The organism is Streptomyces sp. NPDC093568 (assembly GCF_044764945.1).
GTDB lineage: Bacteria > Actinomycetota > Actinomycetes > Streptomycetales > Streptomycetaceae > Streptomyces.
The window spans coordinates 14,957-36,766 of the sequence record NZ_JBIWJD010000005.1 but is presented as its reverse complement, the minus strand read 5'-3'; the positions used below and the strand labels follow the sequence as shown (position 1 = coordinate 36,766).

The following is a 21,810-nucleotide window of genomic DNA, read 5'->3' as shown; positions in this document are numbered from 1 at the left end:
CCCCTGGGTACGTCGTCGATCTCCCCGCCGCTCAGCGCCACCGCGCCGGATCCGCGCCCCAAACCCCCGGCGGCCGCTCCCAGTCGACGGGACCGCCCGTGAACGTCACCGGCGGCAGGGCGTACCGCAGCCGTCCGAGCGCGCTGTCCCGCTCGGCGAGCCATCCGTCCGGCGCGTCGTACGCCAGGTCTCCGCCCGGCTCCGGCTCGATCCCGTCCACCAGCCACCGCGCGGTGCGCGCCAGCGCCAGCCGGACGCAACGCCCGTGCCCCTCCTCCCGCCGCTCGGTCAGCGCCCGCAGCACGGCCGCCGCCAGCAGATATCCCGTCCCGTGGTCGAGGGCCTGTGCGGGCAGGGCGCCGGGGTGCTCGGGCGAGCCCTCGGTCGCCGCGATGCCGGTGGCGACCTGTACGAGGCTGTCGAACCCGCGCCGCTCGCCCCACGGCCCGTACGCACCCCACGCCGAGAGCTGCGCCACGATCAGCCCGGGGCGCCGTTCGGCGAGCGCCTGGGCGGAGAGTCCGAACCGGTCCAGGGCGCCCGGCCGGTACCCGGTGACGACGACGTCCGCCGCCGCGAGCAGTTCCTCGAAGGCACGCCGGTCCGCCGTGAGGTCCAGCGTCGCCGAACGCTTCCCGAAGCCGGTGTCGGTGTGCTGGTCGGGCAGTTCGGGCAGCCGCGGCGTGTCCACCCGCAGGACGTCCGCGCCGAGCAGGGCGAGCGTGCGGGTGGCGACCGGTCCCGCGATGACCCGCGTGAGGTCCAGCACGCGTACCCCGGCGGCCGGCAGCAGGGGCGAGCCGCTCAGGGCCGGCAGCGCACGCGCGCCCGCCGTGTCCAGTCGCTCGTGCTCGACGAGCGGTCGCCGGGCCACCTCGGCCGCCTGCTCGTGCGCCGCCCACTCCTTGGGTGTGCGCAGTGCCACGGCCAGCCCGCCGGCCGCGTACACGGCGTCCTCCACCTCGTGCGAGGACCGCTCGGCCATGGCCGCGCCGACGGCGTCCGGATCCTCCTGGGCCACCCCCAGCGCGGCCAGCAACCGGGCCCGGTGATGCGGATAGTTCGCGTGCGTGCGCACCCAGCCGTCCGACGTCCGCCAGAACCGCGACAGCGGCGCGAAGGAGACCGGCTTGCGCCCGTCGACCAGCAGATGCCGCTCGCTGACGAACGCGGTGGCGATCGCCCCGTCGTCCAGCGGCACCTCGGGCACCTCGGGCAGGGCGGCCCGTCGCGCCCCCAGTTCGGCGGCGGCCAGCGCGCACGCGCCCACGCACGCGCGCGCCAACTCCCGTACGGGAAGACGCGCCTGAAGCGCGCCCTCCCGCACCGCGGCCGACACCCGCGGGAGCAGGGCCGGGTCGCCGCCCACCGCGGACCAGGCAGTTCGTAGTGCGGTCATGACCGCACTATGCAGCATGCGGTCAGTCGACGGCGTCCAGGGCGTTCACGATCCCGAACCCGTAGAACCCGTTGAACCGCTTCCCGCCCACGCACACGGCGTCCTGGGTGCCGTCGCCGTTCTGGTCGTAGGACTCGGGGCAGCCCGGGTTGTCCGCCTGGGCCTTCAGCAGCACGTGGAGCTGGTCCCCGGTCGCGTGCGGATACCGGGACTTGAGCAGTGCGGCGACCCCGGCGGCGTGCGGGGAGGCCATCGACGTGCCCTGGAGGAAGCCGTACTGGCCGCCGGGGATCGTGGCCAGGATGCGGCCGTTCTTCGACGGGGTGTCCGGGATCTGGTAGAGCCGGTCGCCGCCCGGGGCCGCGACGTCGACGACACCGTAACCGTACGAGGAGTAGTACGACTTGAGGTTCTTCACGCCCGTCGCGCTGACCGTGACGATGCCCGGCAGCTGGGTCGGCACGTCGAAGCACTTGTGCGGATCGACGGTGCGCGAGACCGGGGTCGAGTCGTCGGGGCTGCTGGTGTCGACGACCGCGTCGGAGTCGAGGTCGTGGTTGGAGTTGCCGGCCGACGCGAGGTTGAGCAGGCCCTTCTTCTGCGCGTACAGCTGGGCCCGGTTCACGGCGTCGACGATCGCCCGCTGGTCCGGGTCGTCCATGCAGTTGTAGAGCCACGGGTCGACGTAGTAGCTGTTGTTCGTGATCTCCACGCCGTGGTCGGCGGCGAACACGAACGCGCACACGACACTTTCGGGGTAGTAGAGGCCGTTGACGGGGTCGCTCACCTTGATGGCGGAGACCTTCACGCCGGGGGCGACGCCCGCGATACCGATGCCGTTGCGGGGCGCGGCGATCTCGCCGGCCACATGCGTGCCGTGGGCGTCCGCCGGGGTGTACGGCCGCCAGGCGCCCGCGCTGGTGTCCGCCTTGCCGCCGGCGCAGTTGGCGGACTGGGCGGCCGAGAAGTTCGGCGCGAGGTCGGGATGGGTGTCGTCGACGCCGTTGTCGATCACGGCGACGGTCACCTTCCCGCTGCCGGGGTTGATCTTGGCGGCCTGGTCCGCGCCGATCGCGCGCAGGCTCCACTGGTCGGCTTCCAGGGGCTCGCCGGCGCCCGTCGCGTCCGAGGCGCTCACGGTCCTCTCGGCCTGCTGCCTCGTCAGCCGCTGCACGGGCCCCTCGTCCGTGGTCCCGGCGGCGGTCAGGGGCGCCGTGCGCGACGCGCCCGCCGACTGGACCCCGTGCGCCCGGCGTATGACCTGGGCGAAGTCCGGGGCCGCCGAATGGGCGACGATCACGCCGATCCTGTCGTACGTGATCACGACCGATCCGCCGGCCGCCTCGATCGCGCGGGTGACCGACTCGATCGTGCGGCGGTCCGGCCTGGTGTTCACGACATAGGCCAGGGTCGACGCCTCTGTGGCCTGCGCGACGGGCTCCGCGACCGGTGCCGCCGAGGCCGCCGTCGGCAGGAAGCCGAGCGAGGCGGTCAGTGACAGTGCCAGCGGGACGGCGAGGCCGAGTCGGCGTCTGGACCGCAGATGAGCCATGGGATCTCCACATCATCCGGAACCTGAACCGCCCGAACCACGGTTTGGGCTCGGGCAGGTACATGACGAGAAGTGCTGGGCCGAAGCTATCTCCGAACCACCTGGCCAGCAATCCGGCCGGACGACTTCGGAAAGAAGCCCCGGGAGTTGAACCGGTCCTCGCGTGGCGCCGTGACCTTGGACAGGAGGCGCGAGCACGATCGAGCCCCCTGTCGGATCACGCGCCGGGGCCCTAACATCGCCAGCCGGCTCAAGTGATCCATGTCACTGCTAAGAACAGAGCCGCCATGCCCGTACCCGACCCGTCCCCGACTCCTGATCCGCCCCCCACCCCCCAACCGTCCCCGTCCACCGTCGCAACAGCGCCCGCAACGCGAGGAGACTCCGTGGCTACCGACGCACCGCCCCCCTCGAAAGAGCAACACAAACTCCCCACCCCCGAGGAGTTCGCCGAGGTGCAGCAGAGTGCGGAGTTCGGTGAACTGCGCCGCTCCTACCGCTCCTTCGCCTTTCCGCTGACCGTCGCCTTCATCACCTGGTACCTGCTGTACGTCCTGCTCTCCAACTACGCGGGCGACTTCATGGGCACCAAGCTGTTCGGCAACATCAACATCGCGTTCGTCTTCGGTATCGCCCAGTTCGTCACCACGTTCCTCATCGCCTGGTGGTACTCGCGCCACGCCGGCGCCAAGCTCGACCCCAAGGCCGAGGCCATCAAGACCCGTATGGAGGGCGGCGCATGAGCCCCGCGATGACCCTCGCGGCCAACGAGGCCAGCGAGCACCGTCCGCTGATCATCACCCTGTTCGCGTGCTTCGTGGTCGCGACCCTGTTCATCACCGTCTGGGCGGGCCGCCAGACCAAGGACGCCGCCGACTTCTACGCGGGCGGCCGCTCCTTCAGCGCCTTCCAGAACGGCCTCGCCGTCTCCGGCGACTACATGTCCGCCGCGTCGTTCCTCGGCATCGCGGGCGCCATCGCCCTCTTCGGCTACGACGGCTTCCTGTACTCCATCGGGTTCCTGGTCGCCTGGCTGGTCGCCCTGCTCCTGGTGGCCGAGCCGCTCAGGAACTCCGGTCGCTACACGATGGGCGACGTCCTCGCCTACCGCATGCGCCAGCGCCCGGTGCGCACCGCCGCCGGCACCTCCACGATCGTCGTGTCGATCTTCTACCTCCTGGCCCAGATGGCCGGCGCGGGCGTCCTGGTCTCGCTGCTGCTCGGCATCACCTCCGACGCGGGCAAGATCCTGATCGTCGCCCTCGTCGGCGTCCTGATGATCGTGTACGTCTCCATCGGTGGCATGAAGGGCACCACCTGGGTCCAGATGGTGAAGGCCGTCCTGCTCATCGGCGGCACGATCCTCATTACGTTCCTGGTGCTGCTGAAGTTCAACTTCAACATCTCGGACCTGCTCGGCAAGGCCGCCGAGAACAGCGGCAAGGGCGCCGCCTTCCTGGAGCCCGGCCTCCAGTACGGCGCCACCGGCACCTCCAAGCTGGACTTCATCTCCCTCGGCATCGCCCTGGTCCTCGGCACCGCAGGTCTGCCGCACATCCTGATCCGCTTCTACACGGTGCCCAACGCCAAGGCCGCCCGTAAGTCCGTGAACTGGGCGATCGGCATCATCGGCGGCTTCTACCTGATGACCATCGCCCTCGGCTTCGGCGCCGCGGCGCTCATCTCGCAGGACGAGATCATCGCCTCCAACCCGTCCGGCAACACGGCGGCACCATTGCTCGCGCTGCATCTGGGCGGCGTGGACTCGGCGTGGGGCGCGATCCTGCTCGCCACCATCTCGGCGGTGGCCTTCGCGACGATCCTCGCGGTCGTCGCCGGTCTGACGCTGGCCTCGTCCTCGTCGTTCGCCCACGACATCTACGCGAACGTCATCAGGAAGGGCCAGGCCACCGAGAAGGAGGAGGTCCGGGCCGCACGCCTGGCCACCATCGGCATCGGCGCCGTATCCATCCTCCTCGGCGCCCTCGCCCGTGACCTCAACGTCGCCGGCCTGGTCGCCCTGGCCTTCGCGGTCGCGGCCTCCGCCAACCTGCCGACGATCCTTTACAGCCTGTTCTGGAAGCGGTTCACCACCCAGGGCGCGCTGTGGTCGATCTACGGCGGTCTGATCGTCGCCGTCGGCCTGGTGCTGTTCTCGCCGGTCGTCTCCGGCGACCCGAAGGCGATGTTCCCGGACGTCGACTTCGCCTGGTTCCCGCTGAAGAACCCGGGCATCATCTCCATCCCGTTCGGCTTCCTCATGGGCTGGCTCGGCACGGTCCTGTCCAAGGAGGAGCCCGACGCCGGCAAGTACGCGGAGCTGGAGGTCCGGTCCCTGACCGGCACCGGCGCCCACTGAGCAGGCCCCCGGAGCGGCCGCGTCGTAGGTCCCTACGACGCGGCCGCGTCTTACGTCGTGGGATCGGGCCTGTGTCACTGTCAGTGCGGTCACGTAGGCTCACAGGAGACGGAAGTTGAATGTGGTCGTGACGAGGGAGGGGGCCCACGTGCTCATCGACACCTACGGCCGGGTGGCCACCGACCTGCGAGTCTCGCTGACCGACCGCTGCAATCTGCGGTGCACGTACTGCATGCCCGAGGAGGGCCTGCAGTGGCTGGCCAAGCCCGACCTGCTCACCGACGACGAGATCGTCCGGCTGATCGACATCGCGGTCACCTCACTCGGTATCGAGGAGGTCCGCTTCACCGGCGGCGAGCCCCTGCTGCGGCCAGGCCTGGTCGGCATAGTCGAGCGGGTCGCCGCGCTGGAAGCCCGCCCGCAGATGTCCCTGACGACGAACGGCATAGGCCTCAAGCGCACGGCCGCCGCGCTGAAGGCGGCGGGCCTGGACCGGGTCAATGTCTCGCTGGACACCCTGCGCCCGGACGTCTTCAAGACCCTCACCCGCCGTGACCGCCACAAGGACGTCATCGAGGGCCTGTACGCCGCCCGCGACGCAGGCCTGACCCCGGTCAAGGTCAACTCGGTCCTGATGCCGGGCCTGAACGACGACGAGGCCCCGGACCTGCTGGCCTGGGCGGTGGAGCACGACTACGAGCTGCGGTTCATCGAGCAGATGCCCCTGGACGCCCAGCACGGCTGGAAGCGCGACGGCATGATCACCGCCGGTGACATCCTGACCTCCCTGCGCACCCGCTTCGAGCTGACCGCCGAGGGCGCGGACAAGCGCGGCTCGGCCCCGGCGGAGCGCTGGCTGGTGGACGGCGGCCCGCATGTCGTGGGTGTCATCGCCTCGGTCACCCGCCCGTTCTGCTCGGCCTGCGACCGCACCCGTCTGACGGCCGACGGCCAGGTCCGCACCTGTCTGTTCGCCACGGAGGAGACGGACCTGCGGGCGGCACTGCGCTCGGGCGCCCCGGACGAGGAGATCGCCCGCATCTGGCGCCTGGCGATGTGGGGCAAGAAGGCGGGCGCGGGCCTGGACGACCCGTCGTTCGTGCAGCCGGAAAGGCCGATGTCAGCCATCGGTGGCTGAAGAAGAAGCCTCTTCCCAGTCCTTCAGCAGGACAACGTCCTTCAAAAACCCCCGCACCCCGAGAAACTGCGACAGATGCTCGCGATGTTCCTCGCATGCGAGCCATGTCTTGCGCCGCTCCGGCGTATGAATCTTGGGATTGTTCCACGCCAGCACCCACACGGCATCGGCGCGGCATCCCTTGGCGGAACAGATCGGCGTGTCACTCACAGATTCTTCTCACAAGTCGCACACAAAAAGGCGACGCCGAGCAGCCACGGGGGGAGCTGCCCGGCGTCGGTCCGTCGCTCCGACGGGGGATGCGGAGCGCCTACGAAGTATGTCACGGGTAACCCGTTGCCCGGCACCGGAACAACACTATTGATCTGAGCTTTTCCTGAGCTTGGAGCGGAGCCGTTTGCGGAACCCCGCAGTCCGGAGAATCACGCCCTGTCACGCGGTTTGCTCTGGGTATCCGGCTCGGAATCGCCCGCCTTATCTTCCGGGACCGATTCCGCGAAACCGTCGTCCGTTCGCGGCGGCGCGATCATCGGCCGCACATGCGCGGTCACGAATGTCGACGGCAGAGACGGCGCGTTCTCACGGCCCGCATTGGCGATCACGACAGCGATGTACGGCAGGACCGCTCCGAGCACCAACGCCACGATCGCGACGTGCCGTTCGACGTTCCACAGTGAGGCCGCGAGGATCACCGACAGGGTGCGGATCGACATCGAGATGACATACCGGCGCTGCCGGCCGCGCACATCCTCCTCGAGGCCCGTCCGGGCCCCGGTGATCCGGAACACCTCGGTGTTGCCGCTCGCATGCAGCTTCCGCATCACATTCCACCATCCGCCCGCATCGGACCTCCCCCAGCCCGTATCCTTCCGCCCCCGGTCGGGGACCCGGGCCGAGACACCTCTTACGTTACGCCTCGCCTCCGCCGCCTACGAGACCGGGGCTCCCGCCACCTGGGGGAACGCCGTCAGCCGTAGCGCGTACGGCGGTACCCGGCATGCGGCGTACCGGGGGCGGCCCAAGACTGGGGCGTACTGCTCACCCCGAGCCGTACGAGGAGGCAGCCATGGGCTGGTTGTGGGCGATCATCGTGGGATTCGTGCTGGGCCTGCTCGCGAAGCTGCTCATCCCCGGCAAGCAGCACAGCCCCCTCTGGCTGATCACCATCTTCGGCATGCTCGGGGGCATCGTCGGCAACTCCATCGCCCGCGCCTTCGGCGTCGACGCGACCCGCGGCATCGACTGGAGCCGCCACATCTTCCAGATCGTCGCCGCGGTGATCATCGTGTACCTGGGCGACATGCTGTACATGGCGACGATCGGCAAGAAGAAGATGCAACAGACGTAACGGATCAACGCCTCCAGTGGGAAGCGCCCCGAGGGGCAAGGCCCCAAAGGGGCGCGGGGAACTGCGCGACCAGCCACGACAGAGCCGCAGTCCGCAGACCACCGCACCCCTACGGCGCACCCCGATAACCGGCGCCCCCGCGGAGCGCTACGCGCCGGTGAACTCCACCGCCGCCAGGTTCTTCTTCCCGCGCCGCAGCACCAGCCACCGCCCGTGCAGCAGGTCCTCCTTCGCGGGCACCGCGTCCTCGCCGGCGACCTTCACGTTGTTCACGTAGGCGCCGCCCTCCTTCACGGTGCGCCGCGCGGCCGACTTGCTGGCCACCAGGCCGACCTCGGCGAACAGGTCGACCACCGGGCCGAGCTCGGCGACCTGGATGTGCGGCACCTCGGACAGCGCCGCCGTCAGCGTCGCGTCGTCGAGATCCGTCAGCTCGCCCTGCCCGAAGAGCGCACGGGACGCGGCGATCACGGCGGCCGTCTGGTCGGCGCCGTGCACCAGCGTCGTCAGCTCCTCGGCCAGCGCACGCTGCGCGGCACGGGCCTGCGGACGCTCCTCGGTCTGCTTCTCCAGCTCCTCCAGCTCCGCACGGGACTTGAAGGACAGGATCCGCATGTACGTCGAGATGTCCCGGTCGTCCGCGTTCAGCCAGAACTGGTAGAACGCGTACGGCGTCGTCATCTCCGGGTCGAGCCAGATGGCGCCGCCCTCGGTCTTGCCGAACTTGGTGCCGTCCGCCTTGGTCATCAGCGGCGTCGCCAGCGCGTGCACGGCCGCGTGCGGTTCCAGCCGGTGGATCAGGTCCAGACCCGCCGTGAGGTTGCCCCACTGGTCGCTGCCGCCCTGCTGGAGGGTGCAGCCATACCGCCGGTACAGCTCCAGGAAGTCCATGCCCTGGAGCAGCTGGTAGCTGAACTCCGTGTAGCTGATGCCCTCTTCGGACTGGAGCCGGCGGGCGACCGAGTCCTTGGTGAGCATCTTGTTGACGCGGAAGTGCTTGCCGATGTCCCGCAGGAACTCGATGGCCGACATGCCGGCCGTCCAGTCCAGGTTGTTCACCATCGTCGCGGCGTTGTCGCCCTCGAAGGAGAGGAAGGGCTCGATCTGCGCGCGCAGACGGTTCACCCAGTTCGCGACCGTCTCCGGGTCGTTCAGCGTGCGCTCGGCCGTCGGGCGCGGGTCGCCGATCTGGCCCGTCGCGCCGCCGACCAGCGCCAGCGGGCGCAGGCCCGCCTGCTGGAGGCGGCGCATGGTGAGCACCTGGACCAGGTGGCCGACGTGCAGACTGGCCGCGGTCGGGTCGAAACCGCAATAGAACGTGACGGGACCGTCCGCGAGCGCCTTGCGCAATGCGTCCTCGTCAGTGGACAGGGCGATCACGCCACGCCACTTCAGCTCGTCGACGATGTCCGTCACGGTTCTCGTGTCTCCTTGGTGATCTTCGGCCGGTCGGCCGACGGCCGACCGGGAACGCCTACGAGGTTATACGCCCTGACTGACAGAGCTCATGTTGAAATCGGGGACGCGCAGCGCCGGCATCGCGGCCCTGGTGAACCAGTCGCCCCACTCCCTGGGCAGGGTCTTCTCCGTACGGCCCGCCTCCGTCGCCCGCCCCAGCAGATCCACCGGCGACTCGTTGAACCGGAAGTTGTTGACCTCGCCGCTCACCTCGCCGTTCTCGACGAGGTACACCCCGTCCCGGGTCAGGCCGGTGAGCAGCAGCGTCGCCGGGTCGACCTCGCGGATGTACCACAGGCAGGTCAGCAGCAGCCCGCGCTCGGTGTTCGCGACCATCTCCTCCAGCGAGCGGTCCTCGCCGCCGTCCAGGATCAGGTTGTCGATCGCCGGCGCCACGGGCAGACCGGTCAGGCCCGCGCTGTGCCGGCTGGTGGTGAGGTGCCTCAGCTCGCCCGCGCTCAGCCACTCCGTGGCCGTCAGCGGCAGCCCGTTGTCGAACACCGACTGGTCGCCCCCCGAGGAGTGGGCGATCACGAACGGCGCGGACTCCAGGCCCGGCTCGTTCGGGTCGCTGCGCAGCGTCAGCGGCAGCTCGCTCAGCTTTTCGCCGAGGCGCGTCGCCCCGCCCGGCTTGGAGAACACGGTCCGGCCCTCGGCCGCGTCCCGGCCCGACGCCGACCAGAGCTGGTAGATCAGCAGGTCGGCCACGGCGGTCGGCGGCAGCAGCGTCTCGTACCGGCCGGCCGGCAGCTCCAGGCGCCGCTCGGCCCAGCCGAGGCGTACGGCCAGCTCGGCGTCCAGCGCGGTCGGGTCCACGTCCTTGAAGTCCCGCGTGGAGCGGCCCGCCCACGCCGAGCGGGTGCGGTCCGGCGACTTGGCGTTCAGCTCCAGCGTCCCGTTGGGCTGGTCGTGCCGCAGCCGCAGCCCCGTGGACGTCCCCAGGTACGTCGACACCATCTCGTGGTTGGCGAAGCCGTACAGCTCGCGGCCGCCCGCACGCGCGCGTGCGAACGCCTCGCCGAGCGCCGGAGCGAAGTCCGCGAACACCGTGGACGACGTCTCGGCCGGGGCGTCCGTGAAGTCGGGTGCCGCCGGTACGTCCGTCACCAGCGGCTGTGCGTCCTCGGCGGGCCCCGCGGCGCGCGCGGCGGCCTCGGCGGCCCGCACCAGCGGCTCCAGCTCGTCCAAGGTCACGGCCGACCGCGACACGACACCGGAGGCGGTGCCCTCCTTGCCGTCGACGGTCGCGACGACGGTGAGCGTCCGCCCGCGCGTGACGCCGTTCGTGGTGAGCGCGTTGCCCGCCCAGCGCAGATTGGCGGTCGACTGCTCGTCCGCGATGACGACGCACCCGTCCGCCCGCGACAGCTCCAGGGCGCGCTCGACGATCTCGTGCGGCTTGTTGGTACGGGCGCTCATCGACCGGCCTCCTGCGTGGTGTTGAGAATGTTGACGCCCTTGAAGAGGGCCGACGGGCAGCCGTGCGAGACCGCCGCGACCTGGCCCGGCTGGGCCTTGCCGCAGTTGAAGGCGCCGCCCAGGACGTAGGTCTGCGGGCCGCCCACGGCCGCCATCGAGCCCCAGAAGTCGGTGGTCGTCGCCTGGTACGCCACGTCCCGCAGCTGACCGGTGATCCGCCCGTTCTCGATCTTGAAGAACCGCTGCCCGGTGAACTGGAAGTTGTAGCGCTGCATGTCGATCGACCAGGACCGGTCGCCGACGACGTAGATCCCGCGGTCGACGCTGCCGATCAGGTCCTCGGTCGACATCCCGGCCGGATCCGGCTGGAGCGAGACGTTGGCCATGCGCTGCACCGGCACATGGCCGGGGGAGTCGGCGAACGCGCACCCGTTGGAGCGCTCGAACCCGGTCAGCTTCGCGATCCGCCGGTCCAGCTGGTACCCGACGAGGGTGCCGTCCTTGACCAGGTCCCAGGACTGGCCCGCGACGCCCTCGTCGTCGTAGCCGATCGTCGCGAGGCCGTGCTCGGCGGTGCGGTCACCGGTGACGTTCATCAGGTCCGAGCCGTAGCGGAGCTTGCCGAGCTGGTCGAAGGTGGCGAAGGAGGTGCCGGCGTAGGCGGCCTCGTAGCCGAGGGCGCGGTCCAGCTCGGTGGCGTGGCCGATGGACTCGTGGATGGTCAGCCACAGGTTGGACGGGTCGACGACGAGGTCGTACGGCCCCGCCTCCACGCTCGGCGCCCGCATCTTCTCGGCGAGCAGCCCGGGGATCTGCTCCAGCTCGCCCTCCCAGTCCCAGCCGGTGCCCGTCAGGTACTCCCAACCACGCCCGACCGGCGGCGCGATGGTGCGCATGGAGTCGAACTCGCCGCTGGACTCGTCGACCGACACGGCGGTCAGCTGCGGGTGCAGCCGGACCCGCTGCTGGGTCGTCACGGTCCCGGCGGTGTCGGCGTAGAACTTGTTCTCATGGACGGTCAGCAGCGAGGCGTCCACGTGGTTCACCCCGTCCGCCGCCAGCAGCCGCGCGCTCCAGTCCGCCAGCAGCCCCGACTTCTCCTCGTCGGGCACGGTGAACGGATCGATCTCGTACGACGAGATCCACGTCTTCTCGGCGTGCACGGGCTCGTCGGCGAGCTCGACGCGCTCGTCCGACCCCGCGGACTTGATCACCTGGGCGGACAGCTTCGCCATCGCCACCGCCTGCGAGGCGACCTTGGCGGCGGCGTCCAGCGTCAAGTCGACGCCGGAGGCGAACCCCCAGGTCCCGCCGTGCACCACCCGCACCGCGTACCCGAGGTCGGTCGTGTCCGACGACCCGGCGAGCCGGGCGTCCCGCAGCCGCCAGGACGCGCTGCGCACCCGCTCGAACCGGAAGTCCGCGTGCTCGGCACCCAGCGCACGCGCGCGTGCCAGCGCCGCGTCGGCCAGGGCGCGTAGCGGAAGCGCCGTGAAGGCTTCATCGATCGTATGAGGCACCGAGGTCTCCCTGCTGTCGTGGCCTGTCGGCCCGATCATTTCGCGCGGGTGGGGCGGGAGACCACACGTTTCCGGCTGGAGTCGGCATCTTTCTGTAGGGACCCGACAGTGACTCCCGCACGCCACTGTGGGTGCCCGAATGTCCCGGGCCGGGACGCGACCGATAGGTTTTCGGTGAAGCCGCCTGCCAACCAGGTGCCGGGGCGGTGTGTCAGACCCCCTATCGAAAGGGTGATCCGTTGAGCCGCTCGGTTCTCGTCACCGGAGGCAACCGGGGCATCGGCCTCGCCATCGCCCGCGCTTTCGCCGATGCCGGCGACAAGGTCGCGATCACATACCGCTCGGGTGAGCCGCCGGCCGGCTTCCTCGCGGTGAAGTGCGACATCACCGACACCGAGCAGGTGGAGCAGGCCTACAAGGAGATCGAGGCCCAGCACGGCCCGGTCGAGGTGCTGATCGCCAACGCCGGCGTCACCAAGGACCAGCTCCTGATGCGCATGTCCGAGGAGGACTTCACCTCGGTCATCGACACCAACCTCACCGGCACCTTCCGCGTGGTCAAGCGTGCCAACCGCGCCATGCTGCGGGCCAAGAAGGGCCGCGTGGTGCTGATCTCGTCGGTCGTCGGCCTGTACGGCGGTCCCGGCCAGGCCAACTACGCCGCCTCCAAGGCCGCCCTGGTCGGCTTCGCGCGCTCCCTCGCCCGTGAGCTGGGCTCGCGCAACATCACCTTCAACGTCGTCGCGCCCGGCTTCGTCGACACCGACATGACCAAGGTGCTCACCGACGAGCAGCGTGAGGGCATCGTGAAGCAGGTGCCGCTCGGTCGTTACGCGCAGCCTGAGGAGATCGCCGCGACGGTGCGGTTCCTCGCCTCGGACGACGCCTCGTACATCACTGGAGCCGTCATCCCCGTTGACGGCGGACTGGGAATGGGTCACTGATCACCATGAGCGGAATTCTCGAGGGCAAGCGCGTCCTGATCACCGGTGTGCTGATGGAGTCCTCCATCGCCTTCCACGCCGCCAAGCTGGCCCAGGAGCAGGGCGCCGAGATCATCCTGACCGCCTTCCCGCGGCCCACGCTGACCGAGCGCATCGCCAAGAAGCTCCCCAAGCCCACCAAGGTCATCGAGCTCGACGTCACCAACGACGAGCACCTCGGCCGCCTCGCCGACATCGTCGGCGAGGAGCTCGGCGGCCTCGACGGCGTCGTGCACTCCATCGGCTTCGCCCCGCAGGACGCACTCGGCGGCAACTTCCTGAACACGCCGTTCGAGTCGGTCGCCACGGCCATGCACGTCTCGGCGTACTCCCTGAAGTCGCTGACCATGGCCTGCCTGCCGCTGATGCAGAACGGCGGCTCGGTCGTCGGCCTCACCTTCGACGCGCAGTACGCCTGGCCGCAGTACGACTGGATGGGCCCGGCCAAGGCCGCCCTGGAGGCCACCAGCCGCTACATGGCGCGTGACCTGGGCAAGCAGAACATCCGCTGCAACCTGATCTCGGCGGGGCCGATCGGCTCGATGGCCGCCAAGTCCATCCCGGGCTTCGCCGACCTGGCGTCCGTCTGGGACAGCCGCTCCCCGCTGGAGTGGGACCTGAAGGACCCGGAGCCGGCCGGCCGCGGCATCGTCGCCCTGCTGAGCGACTGGTTCCCGAAGACCACCGGCGAGATCATCCACGTGGACGGCGGTCTGCACGCCATCGGCGCCTGATCTCCGGTACGCCGTCGACGCCCCGTTCCCCCGCCCGCGCGGGGGGCGGGGCGTCACCCGTTCGGCCCATCCGGCGAGGCGGGCGGGGCCCACGACCGCGCACTCTGGAGTACGCGTTCCTTGCGTGAGCCCCTCACCCGTACGGCCGAGGAGGTCCCGTTGTGCGCTTGTCCCGACGCCTGGCCTCGACGACCGTCGCCGTCGCACTCGTCCTGCCCGTGCCCTGCGCGGCGATCGCCCACGCGCGTGTGCACCCCGCGGCAGCGGTGACCGAAGCGGAACCGGAGGAACCGTTCGGTGCCGCGTGCCGGATCGATGTCGCCGGGTCCCATGTGACCGCGTACTGCCACAACCCCTATCCGGAGACCGACAGCGTGAGCCTGCACGTGGAGTGCGCCCGCTGGTGGGACCTGGACAGCGACGGCTCCTCGGTGGCCGCCGAGCCCGCGCAGACCGTGCGGCTGAGCGCGCGCTGCTGGAAGGAGATCGACTCGGCGTGGGTCAGCCACCGGCGGGTGGGCTGACCCGGCCCGGACGGCAGTGGAACGGATAGCCCGCCGCCTCGTCCGCGGCCGCCGACGCGTCGCCCGCGCGGATCGCGTCGACCAGCCGGGCGTGGTCCAGGTACGTCTCCGGCGTCAGCTCCGCGCCGACGTCGTCCCGCAGCCAGTCCAGCAGCACCTCGCCCAGATCCGCGTACATCGCGGTCATCACGTCGTTGTGGGACGCCGCGACCACCGCCAGGTGGAACGTCGCGTCGGCCGCCACGAACGCCTCCGTGTCACCCGACTCCCAGGCCTCCTCGCGCCGCGCCAGCAGCGTGTCGAGCTGCTTGAGGTCCTTCTCCGTGCGCCGCTCGGCGGCCAGCTTCGCCGCGCCCGACTCCAGTGTGGAGCGCAGCTCGGCGATGTGCCGGGGGTCGGCCTCGGCGAAGCGGCGGTGCATGACGCCGGCCAGCTCGCTGGTCGCCACCACATAGGTGCCGGAGCCCTGGCGGATGTCCAGCAGGCCGTTGTGCGCGAGCGCGCGGACCGCCTCACGGACCGTGTTGCGCGCCACGCCGAGCTGCTCGACCAGCTCGGGCTCGGTCGGGATGCGGGAGCCGACGGGCCATTCGCCCGTGGCGATCTGGTTCCGCAATGCCGCGATGACCTGCTCGGACAGTGCCGAGCGGCGGGGGTGGCTCAGGGGCATGGCACACCTTCGCATGTCGGGTCCGGAACCGGACGGCCCGGGGGTGGACAACCAATCATCCTATGATTCTATGATGGGTCTCATGGCAAGCGAGGAAACCCGGACGGTGACGTCCATGCGAATACGCACCTCTGAGGCGCTCCCCACCCCAGAGCCCGCCACGCGCGCGTGGACGACACGACTGCTCATCGCCGGCATCGTGCTCACCGCGCTCAACCTCCGCCCCGCCATCACCAGCCTGGGCGCCCTCCTCGAGGAGGTCCGCGACGCCCTCGGCATGAGCGGCAGCGACGCCGGGCTGCTCACCTCCGTGCCTCCGCTCTGCTTCGCCGTCTTCGGCGTCGCCGCCCCGCGCCTGGCCCGGCGCCTCGGCCCCGGCACCGTGGTCTGCGCGGGCATGGTCGCCATCACCGCGGGCCTGATCGTCCGGCCGTACGCGGGCAGCACGGCCGGATTCCTGGCCGCCACCGCCCTCGCCCTGATGGGCATCGCGGTCAGCAACGTCCTGATGCCGGTCATCGTCAAGCGCTGGTTCCCCGACCGGGTCGGCTCCATGACCGGGCTGTACTCCATGGCCCTCGCGCTCGGCACCGCGACCGCCGCGGCCGTGACCGTGCCCATGACCGAGACGGTGGGCGGGAGTTGGCAGACCGGACTCGCCGTGTGGGCGGCGCTCGCGGCGGTGGCCGTACTGCCGTGGATCCCCTTCGTGCGGGACCGGGGAGCGTCCGTACGGGACCGGGGGGCGTCGCCCGCCGCGGAGAGCCACGCGCGCGTGGACGCGCCCGCGCTGCGGATCACCCGCAGCCGCACCGCCTGGGCCCTCGCCGTCTACTTCGGCCTCCAGGCCACCGGCGCCTACATCACGATGGGCTGGATGGCGCAGATCTTCCGGGACTCGGGAGTGCACGCCGGCGCGGCCGGGCTGCTGCTCGCCGTCACCATGGTGATGGGCGTGCCCCTGGCCTTCGTCATTCCGCGCCTGGCCACCCGGCTGCCCCATCAGGGGCCGATCGTGCTCGCCCTGGGTGCCTGCGGCCTCGTCGGCTACGCGGGCCTGTACCTCGCCCCCGCCTCGGGCTCCTGGGTGTGGGCCGTGCTCCTGGGCGTCTCGAACTGCTCCTTCCCGCTGGCCCTCACCATGGTCGGCATGCGGGCCCGGACCAGCGCCGGCGTGGCCCAGCTGTCGGGGTTCGCGCAGAGCACCGGCTATCTGATCTCCATCCCCGGCCCCCTCCTGGTCGGCGTGCTCTACCAGCACAGCGGCGGCTGGGGGCTGCCGATCGGGCTCATGGCCGCGCTGATGATCCCGCAGATGGCGGTAGGTGTCCTGGCCGGACGCAACCGCACGGTGGAGGACGAGGCGGCCCGCTGACCTCACCCCGGCGGGCCGGTCAGGGGCGGCGGGTGCGAGACTGGCCGCATGCCTGTGCTCGACCCGAACCCCCAGAACGGCCAGAAGAAGCTGCTGCTCGTCTTCGGCGCGTTCTTCGCCATCTTCGTGATCATCGCCGTCATCGCGACGATCGCCTCACCCTGACGCAGGCCTTCCGGTGGACGTCCCCCGACACATGCCGACCGTCGAGGGTGGGGCTAGCCCCCCTGTCCCCTAGGGGGTGAGTGTCAGGGTCAACTGGGTGGATCACCGGATGGGTTGAGGGCCGCCGAGTCCGTAACTTCGAAGTGTCGCCGCGAGAGGCGGACGCAGACCACTCGAAGACCCACGGAGGCATCATGTCGGCCCGTACGCACACCCCGCCCCACCCGGCGTCCACGGGCCGTGCCGACATCCGGCTGCCCTGGTGGGCTCTCGCCCTGCCCACGCTCGCCTTCATCACCCTGCTGACACTGATCCTGAACCCGTCGGACGCGCAGGCCGCCACCGCGGAGCCCGCGATCACCCAGCTCTTCGAGCGCATACAGCAGCTGATCACGCGCTGACCACGCGTTGAGCACCGCCGGAACCGCCCGTCAACTCCCTGCGCCTCATGGCCTGTTTCATGCGAAGCTGGATCTCATGAGCGTCCCAGAATCCCGCAGGATTGTCCTCTTCCGGCATGCGAAAGCCGACTGGCCACAGGTGACCGATCACGAGCGGCCGCTCGCGGACCGGGGCCGATTGGACGCGGCAGAGGCCGGACGCAGGCTGGCCGACACCGCCATCCCCTTCGACCTGGCCCTCTGCTCCACCGCGACCCGTACCCGGGAGACCTGGAAGCTCGCCGTCCACGAGTTCCCGCACCGGCCGAAAACCGTCTATGAAGAGCGCGTCTACGAGGCCTCGCCCGGCGAGCTGATCGCCGTGCTGAACGAAACGCCCGACGACGTGCAGAACGTCCTGCTGATCGGCCACAACCCGGGCGTGCAGGGCCTCGCCGAGATCCTCTCCGGCTCCGGCGAGCAGGAAGCGCGCGAGCGGATGAGCCGGCGCGGCTTCCCGGCCGCCGCCTTCGCCGTCCTCTCCTTCAGCGGCAGCTGGAAGACCCTGGAGCCCGGCGTGGCCACCCTGATCGACTACTGGGCGCCGTCCGAGTGACGGACCCGCGCGAAGGGGCCCGGCGCCGTCGTGGCGCCGGGCCCCTGTGCTCGTAGCGCATCTGTTCGCAGCGCGTCGGCTGTGCCGTCGCGCATCAGACGCGGAGCATCAGTCCTCGTCATGCATGTCCGCGGCCTCGACCTCTTCGCGGGTCACGCCGAGCAGATACAGGACCGTGTCCAGGAACGGCACGTTCACGGCCGTGTGCGCGGCCTCCCGCACCACCGGCTTCGCGTTGAACGCGACCCCGAGACCCGCCGCGTTCAGCATGTCCAGGTCGTTGGCACCGTCACCGATCGCCACCGTCTGGGACAGCGGCACCCCCGCCTCGGCGGCGAACCGGCGCAGCAGCCGCGCCTTGCCCGCACGGTCCACGATCTCGCCGGTGACCCTGCCCGTCAGCTTCCCGTCGACGATCTCCAGCGTGTTCGCCTGGGCGAAGTCCAGCCCCAGACGCTCCTTCAGATCGTCGGTGACCTGAGTGAACCCGCCCGAGACGACTCCCACTTGATAGCCGAGCCGCTTCAGCGTACGGATCAGGGTGCGCGCGCCCGGCGTCAGCCGCACCTCGCTGCGCACCTTCTCCACGACGGAGGCGTCCAGCCCCGCCAGCAGCGCCACGCGCGCGTGCAGCGACTGCTCGAAGTCCAGCTCCCCGCGCATCGCGGCCGCCGTCACCTCGGCCACCTTGTCCTCGCAGCCGGCGTGCGCGGCGAAGAGTTCGATCACCTCGTCCTGGATGAGCGTGGAGTCCACGTCCATCACGACCAGACGCTGGGCCCGGCGGTGCAGACCGGCCGCGACGACCGCGATGTCGACACCCAGTGCCGCCGCGTCCGTCACCAGCGCGGTGCGCAGCGGTTCGGTCTCCACTCCGGAGACCGCGAACTCCACTGCCGTCACGGGGTACTTGGCGAGCCGGAAGATACGGTCGATGTTGCCGCCGGACTTCGTGATCCGGGCAGCGATGGCCGCCGCCGCCTCCGCGGTGAGCGGGTGCCCGAGGACGGTCACCAGGGAGCGTCCGAGTCCGCGCGGGCGGTTGTCGCCACGGCCGGAGATGATCTCCGCCTGCATCTTCATCGACTCCGCCCAGCTGTGGACGGTCGCCCGCAGATCCCCTTCCTGACCGGCCGGCGGCTGCGTCACGAGCGCGCACAGCGTGATCCGGCCCCGGGTGACGACCTGCTCGATGTCGACCACGTCGACCGAGTAGGCGGCCAGCGTGTCGAAGAGGCCCGCGGTGATGCCGGGCCTGTCCTTCCCGAAGATCTTGACGAGAAGTGTGGGGAGGTCAGAGGTCTGCGAAGCGCTCATGATGCTTCCACCGTATCCGGCACCCAGTGCCTGCCGCCCCCGAGGTCCGTCTAGCGGACACGGAACACTGGGTGTCGACCGGATGGCGCGAGCCTTACGCTCCGGCCACCGCCGCGTCGGTGGCCGTGAGCCGGCACGGGATCGACGGCTGTGAGCCGGCACGTGATCACCTGTGGCCCGAGGATCACCGGCGCCCTCACTGGCGCCCCTTCGGCTTCCGCGGCGGCGGGGGAGGAGGCGGTGGCGGGGGAGGAGGCGGCGGCCCTTCGCCCGTCCCGGACGACGACGACCGGTCACCGCGCCGCCGGGGCGGCCGGGGCGACCTCGGGGGCGGCTCGATCGGCCGGATGACGGTGGGGGCGCCGTACATGTCGTCACCACCGTCGGACGGCGGCTGATCCGGCGGAGGGTCCCCGGCGGGGGGCTCCCCGAGCGACGGGCCACCGGGCCGCCGCGCATCCCCGGGCCGCTGCGCCTGGTCACCCGACGGTGCGCCTCCGAAGGGCGCCGGGCGCCGGTACGGCTGCGGGCCGCCGGGCGACTGTGCGCCTCCGGGTGGTGGTGTGCTGGTGGGTGGCTGCGGGCCGCCGGGCGGTTGGGTTCCTCCGGGTGGTGGTGTGCTGGTGGGTGGCTGAGTGCTCCTGAGCGGTTGGGTTCCTCCGGGTGGTGGTGTGCTGCTGGGTGGCTGGGCGCCCCTGAGCGGTTGGGTTCCTCCGGGTGGTGGTGTGCTGCCGGGTGGCTGGGCGCCCCTGAGCGGTTGCGTCCCACCGGGTGGCTGCGCGCTACCGGGCGGCCGAGCACCCCCGAGCGGCTGAGTACGCCCAGGTGGCTGTGCGTCTCGGGGCGTATGGGGCCCACCGGGCGATCGCGCGCCGTGCGGCGACCGCGCTTCCCCGGGCGCCCGTGCATCCCCAGGCGCCCACGCACCCCCGGACGACCGCTCACCCCCGGACGACCGCTCACCCCCGAACGACCGCTCACCCCCGAACGACCCCTCACCCCCGAACGACCGCTCACCCCCAGACGACCGCTCACCCCCGAACGACCGCTCACCCCCGAACGACCACCCGCCCTCCGACGACTGCTGCGGCGGTGCGCCGCCGGGCGGCCGGGCGTCTTCCGGTCCGGTCAGCCCCTCCGGCATGCGCAGATAGGGGTTCGTCCCAGGGTTGGGCGGCCGATAGGGCGAGCCGGGCACGTACGGCCCGGACGGGCTTTCGTACGGCGAAGCCCCGGCGCCCGCCGTCGCCCCACCCGCGGTGCTCGCTGCCCCGCTCCCCGCGCCCAGAGCCAGCGGCGCCGCCCGCTGCCCCGCCGCCCCGCTCGCCCGCGCCAGCAGCGCCCCCACGGCACCAGCCCCCGCACCCCACACCGCCCCGAGGACCAGCGCCAGGCCGAGGTTCCCGCGCAGCTCCACCCCGGCGCCGAACGCGTCGAACCCCAGCACCGACAGCGAGGCGTCCACGGACACCCCCGCCAGCCACGCGAGCAACGGCAAGGCCAGCGCCGTGGCGACCCCGAGCCGCAGCGCACACCGCCCGGCGAAACGAAGGGCCCCCGGATCCCGTACGCCCTCGGAACCACCCGCGCCACCCGAGGACCCGGCACCCGGACCCGCCCCGCCGCGCACCCCGGGAAGGCCGGCACCCCCGACCGGGACCGCCACCGGTGTCCGCACCGCCGTGAGCGCCCCGGCCAGCAGCATCATCACTCCCGCCGCGACCCCCAGCAGCCACACCCGACCGTCCAGTTCCGCCAGCCTGCCGAGCGTCACGGACTGGTCGGCGTCGCTGTTCAGGAGGTCGTCCAGAGGATCCGGCAGCAAGCCCACCAGCACCCCCGTCGCGCGGCCGTCGAACGGGACGAACAGGCCGATCGGGATGCCGAGCCAGACGCCGTTCGGGGCGCCGAGGAGGGCCGCGCCCGCGATGCGCTTGGGGTGGGCGTCGCCGATCGCCGCGTACGCCGCCGCCGCGAGCCCGGCCGCGACCGCCACCAGCAGCACCGTGACAAGGGCGGAGGCGGCGGGCCGTACGACGCGGTGCACGGCGTACCAGCCGGACGGCAGCGGCGTACGGCGCGAGGCCAGCAGCGCGATCAGCAGGACACCGGCGGACCAGCCCAGGCCGCCGAGCAGCGTCGGTGCCGTGTCCACGGTGAAGCCGACGGCGGCCTTGGCGTCGATGAGGTCACCGATCTGGTCGGGCAGCAGCCCGCCGATGTCCCCGATGTCACCGACCCCGGGGATCTCGATGCCGCCTCCGCCGCCCCCACCGGTTCCCGGCAGGTCGTCGAGCCCCAGCGCGCTCCCGTCGATCGTGATGACGTCGTGCCCCGCCCACGCGAGACCGCCCAGCGTGGCCACGAACAACGTGACCACCGCGCCCGCACGCGCGAGGAGTTCGGCCGGCGCGATCACAACTCCCGCGCCGCGCAAGGACCGTAGGAAGAACCACGACAGCAGCACCGCGCCGACCAGGCTCACCCCCAGTGGCGTGATCTCGATGGCGGTGGCCGCCTCCGCGCCCGTCAAGCCGAAGGCGGACACATCCCCGGACGGGGTGACGGAACCACCCGCCCCAAGCGCCACCACCGCCGCGGTCATCGGGCCGAGCGAGCCCGCGGAGTCGGCCTCCAGCAGATGAAGGCCGAGCGCCGCCGTGCCCGCCATCCCGATCAACGCCCAGCTCACGGCGGCTATCGCGGACAGAAGGATGTCGCCCCAGGGCAGCCTGGAGCCGGTCGAGGCCTCGACGTTCGTGGACGCGCTCATGGCAGACCCCCCGATCCGCGGCGCGGCCGATCGCCGCGCATGTCCCCCTCGCGTGGATTACCACTCTCCGGGCTGGTTTC

Annotated in this window: 20 protein-coding genes and 1 pseudogene; 11 read left to right on the top strand and 10 right to left on the bottom strand. The window is 71.2% G+C overall.

Going from position 1 to position 21,810, the window contains the following annotated elements; genetic code table 11:
* Nucleotides 1-31 precede the first annotated feature (31 nt).
* Together ACIRD7_RS20760 and ACIRD7_RS20755 are read right to left on the bottom strand one after the other, a co-directional pair.
* The gene (locus ACIRD7_RS20760) at nt 32-1,399 is read right to left on the bottom strand and encodes a CoA transferase (RefSeq protein ID WP_403455179.1); all 1,368 of its coding nucleotides are present in this window, start codon (nt 1,397-1,399) and stop codon (nt 32-34) included.
* Nucleotides 1,400-1,421: 22 nt separating this feature from the next.
* Nucleotides 1,422-2,951, bottom strand: a complete 1,530-nt coding sequence (locus tag ACIRD7_RS20755; RefSeq protein WP_403455178.1) for a S8 family serine peptidase — start codon at nt 2,949-2,951, stop codon at nt 1,422-1,424.
* A 386-nt stretch (nt 2,952-3,337) separates the two neighbouring features.
* On the opposite strand from ACIRD7_RS20755, the gene ACIRD7_RS20750 reads away from it, so the two are divergent.
* The 3 genes from ACIRD7_RS20750 to moaA all read left to right on the top strand — a co-directional run bounded on the left by ACIRD7_RS20750 (nt 3,338) and on the right by moaA (nt 6,448).
* Nucleotides 3,338-3,694 (top strand): DUF485 domain-containing protein, encoded by a 357-nt coding sequence (locus tag ACIRD7_RS20750; RefSeq protein WP_403455176.1) that lies wholly within the window; start codon nt 3,338-3,340, stop codon nt 3,692-3,694.
* The gene (locus ACIRD7_RS20745) at nt 3,691-5,310 is read left to right on the top strand and encodes a cation acetate symporter (protein WP_403455174.1); all 1,620 of its coding nucleotides are present in this window, start codon (nt 3,691-3,693) and stop codon (nt 5,308-5,310) included. Before ACIRD7_RS20750 ends, ACIRD7_RS20745 begins: the two co-directional genes overlap by 4 nt.
* Nucleotides 5,311-5,458: 148 nt before the next feature.
* Nucleotides 5,459-6,448, top strand: coding sequence for a GTP 3',8-cyclase MoaA (gene moaA / locus ACIRD7_RS20740; RefSeq protein WP_403456363.1), 990 nt, complete (start codon nt 5,459-5,461; stop codon nt 6,446-6,448).
* Here moaA and ACIRD7_RS20735 read toward each other — a convergent pair.
* Together ACIRD7_RS20735 and ACIRD7_RS20730 are read right to left on the bottom strand one after the other, a co-directional pair.
* On the bottom strand, nt 6,431-6,658 hold the full coding sequence (locus ACIRD7_RS20735) for a hypothetical protein (RefSeq protein WP_403455171.1): 228 nt from the start codon (nt 6,656-6,658) through the stop codon (nt 6,431-6,433). The two genes, moaA and ACIRD7_RS20735, sit on opposite strands and share 18 nt — an antisense overlap.
* 212 nt (nt 6,659-6,870) lie before the next feature.
* Entirely contained in the window at nt 6,871-7,269 is a 399-nt protein-coding gene (locus ACIRD7_RS20730) for a DUF3099 domain-containing protein (RefSeq protein WP_403455169.1), read from the bottom strand.
* A gap of 245 nt (nt 7,270-7,514) precedes the next feature.
* Here ACIRD7_RS20730 and ACIRD7_RS20725 point away from each other — a divergent pair, with 245 nt between their 5' ends.
* Nucleotides 7,515-7,796, top strand: coding sequence for a GlsB/YeaQ/YmgE family stress response membrane protein (locus ACIRD7_RS20725; protein WP_403455167.1), 282 nt, complete (start codon nt 7,515-7,517; stop codon nt 7,794-7,796).
* 147 nt (nt 7,797-7,943) lie between these two features.
* On the opposite strand, the gene tyrS is transcribed toward ACIRD7_RS20725, so the two are convergent.
* From tyrS to ACIRD7_RS20710, 3 genes are all read right to left on the bottom strand, one after another.
* On the bottom strand, nt 7,944-9,212 hold the full coding sequence (gene tyrS / locus ACIRD7_RS20720) for a tyrosine--tRNA ligase (RefSeq protein WP_403455165.1): 1,269 nt from the start codon (nt 9,210-9,212) through the stop codon (nt 7,944-7,946).
* A gap of 66 nt (nt 9,213-9,278) precedes the next feature.
* Nucleotides 9,279-10,673, bottom strand: a complete 1,395-nt coding sequence (locus tag ACIRD7_RS20715; RefSeq protein ID WP_403455163.1) for a metallopeptidase TldD-related protein — start codon at nt 10,671-10,673, stop codon at nt 9,279-9,281.
* Nucleotides 10,670-12,232 carry a TldD/PmbA family protein gene (locus ACIRD7_RS20710; RefSeq protein ID WP_403455160.1) on the bottom strand — a complete coding sequence of 521 codons (1,563 nt, stop codon included), beginning with the start codon at nt 12,230-12,232 and terminating at the stop codon, nt 10,670-10,672. Before ACIRD7_RS20710 ends, ACIRD7_RS20715 begins: the two co-directional genes overlap by 4 nt.
* Nucleotides 12,233-12,432: 200 nt before the next feature.
* On the opposite strand from ACIRD7_RS20710, the gene fabG reads away from it, so the two are divergent.
* The 3 genes from fabG (at nt 12,433) to ACIRD7_RS20695 (ending at nt 14,434) form a co-directional block, all read left to right on the top strand.
* Entirely contained in the window at nt 12,433-13,137 is a 705-nt protein-coding gene (fabG, locus tag ACIRD7_RS20705; protein WP_403455157.1) for a 3-oxoacyl-[acyl-carrier-protein] reductase, read from the top strand.
* Between the two features lie 5 nt (nt 13,138-13,142).
* On the top strand, nt 13,143-13,910 hold the full coding sequence (gene fabI, locus ACIRD7_RS20700) for an enoyl-ACP reductase FabI (protein ID WP_062142324.1): 768 nt from the start codon (nt 13,143-13,145) through the stop codon (nt 13,908-13,910).
* 161 nt (nt 13,911-14,071) lie between these two features.
* A complete protein-coding gene (locus ACIRD7_RS20695) occupies nt 14,072-14,434 on the top strand; it encodes a hypothetical protein (RefSeq protein ID WP_403455155.1) in 363 nt (120 codons plus the stop codon).
* Here the strand turns inward: ACIRD7_RS20695 and ACIRD7_RS20690 are convergent.
* The gene (locus ACIRD7_RS20690; protein ID WP_403455154.1) at nt 14,412-15,104 is read right to left on the bottom strand and encodes a FadR/GntR family transcriptional regulator; all 693 of its coding nucleotides are present in this window, start codon (nt 15,102-15,104) and stop codon (nt 14,412-14,414) included. The genes ACIRD7_RS20695 and ACIRD7_RS20690 overlap by 23 nt on opposite strands.
* A gap of 70 nt (nt 15,105-15,174) precedes the next feature.
* On the opposite strand from ACIRD7_RS20690, the gene ACIRD7_RS20685 reads away from it, so the two are divergent.
* The 4 genes from ACIRD7_RS20685 (at nt 15,175) to ACIRD7_RS20670 (ending at nt 17,640) form a co-directional block, all read left to right on the top strand.
* The gene (locus ACIRD7_RS20685) at nt 15,175-16,479 is read left to right on the top strand and encodes a CynX/NimT family MFS transporter (RefSeq protein WP_403455151.1); all 1,305 of its coding nucleotides are present in this window, start codon (nt 15,175-15,177) and stop codon (nt 16,477-16,479) included.
* A 48-nt stretch (nt 16,480-16,527) separates the two neighbouring features.
* Nucleotides 16,528-16,644, top strand: coding sequence for an SGM_5486 family transporter-associated protein (locus tag ACIRD7_RS20680; RefSeq protein ID WP_403455149.1), 117 nt, complete (start codon nt 16,528-16,530; stop codon nt 16,642-16,644).
* 194 nt (nt 16,645-16,838) lie between these two features.
* Nucleotides 16,839-17,045 carry a hypothetical protein gene (locus ACIRD7_RS20675; RefSeq protein WP_403455147.1) on the top strand — a complete coding sequence of 69 codons (207 nt, stop codon included), beginning with the start codon at nt 16,839-16,841 and terminating at the stop codon, nt 17,043-17,045.
* Nucleotides 17,046-17,121: 76 nt separating this feature from the next.
* Complete coding sequence (locus ACIRD7_RS20670; RefSeq protein WP_403455145.1) at nt 17,122-17,640, top strand: SixA phosphatase family protein; 519 nt, start codon at nt 17,122-17,124, stop codon at nt 17,638-17,640.
* Nucleotides 17,641-17,748: 108 nt separating this feature from the next.
* On the opposite strand, the gene serB is transcribed toward ACIRD7_RS20670, so the two are convergent.
* Nucleotides 17,749-18,957, bottom strand: a complete 1,209-nt coding sequence (serB, locus tag ACIRD7_RS20665) for a phosphoserine phosphatase SerB (RefSeq protein ID WP_403455143.1) — start codon at nt 18,955-18,957, stop codon at nt 17,749-17,751.
* A gap of 688 nt (nt 18,958-19,645) precedes the next feature.
* Nucleotides 19,646-21,730 (bottom strand): annotated as a pseudogene (locus ACIRD7_RS20660) (streptophobe family protein); the annotation flags it as partial.
* Nucleotides 21,731-21,810 lie beyond the last annotated feature (80 nt).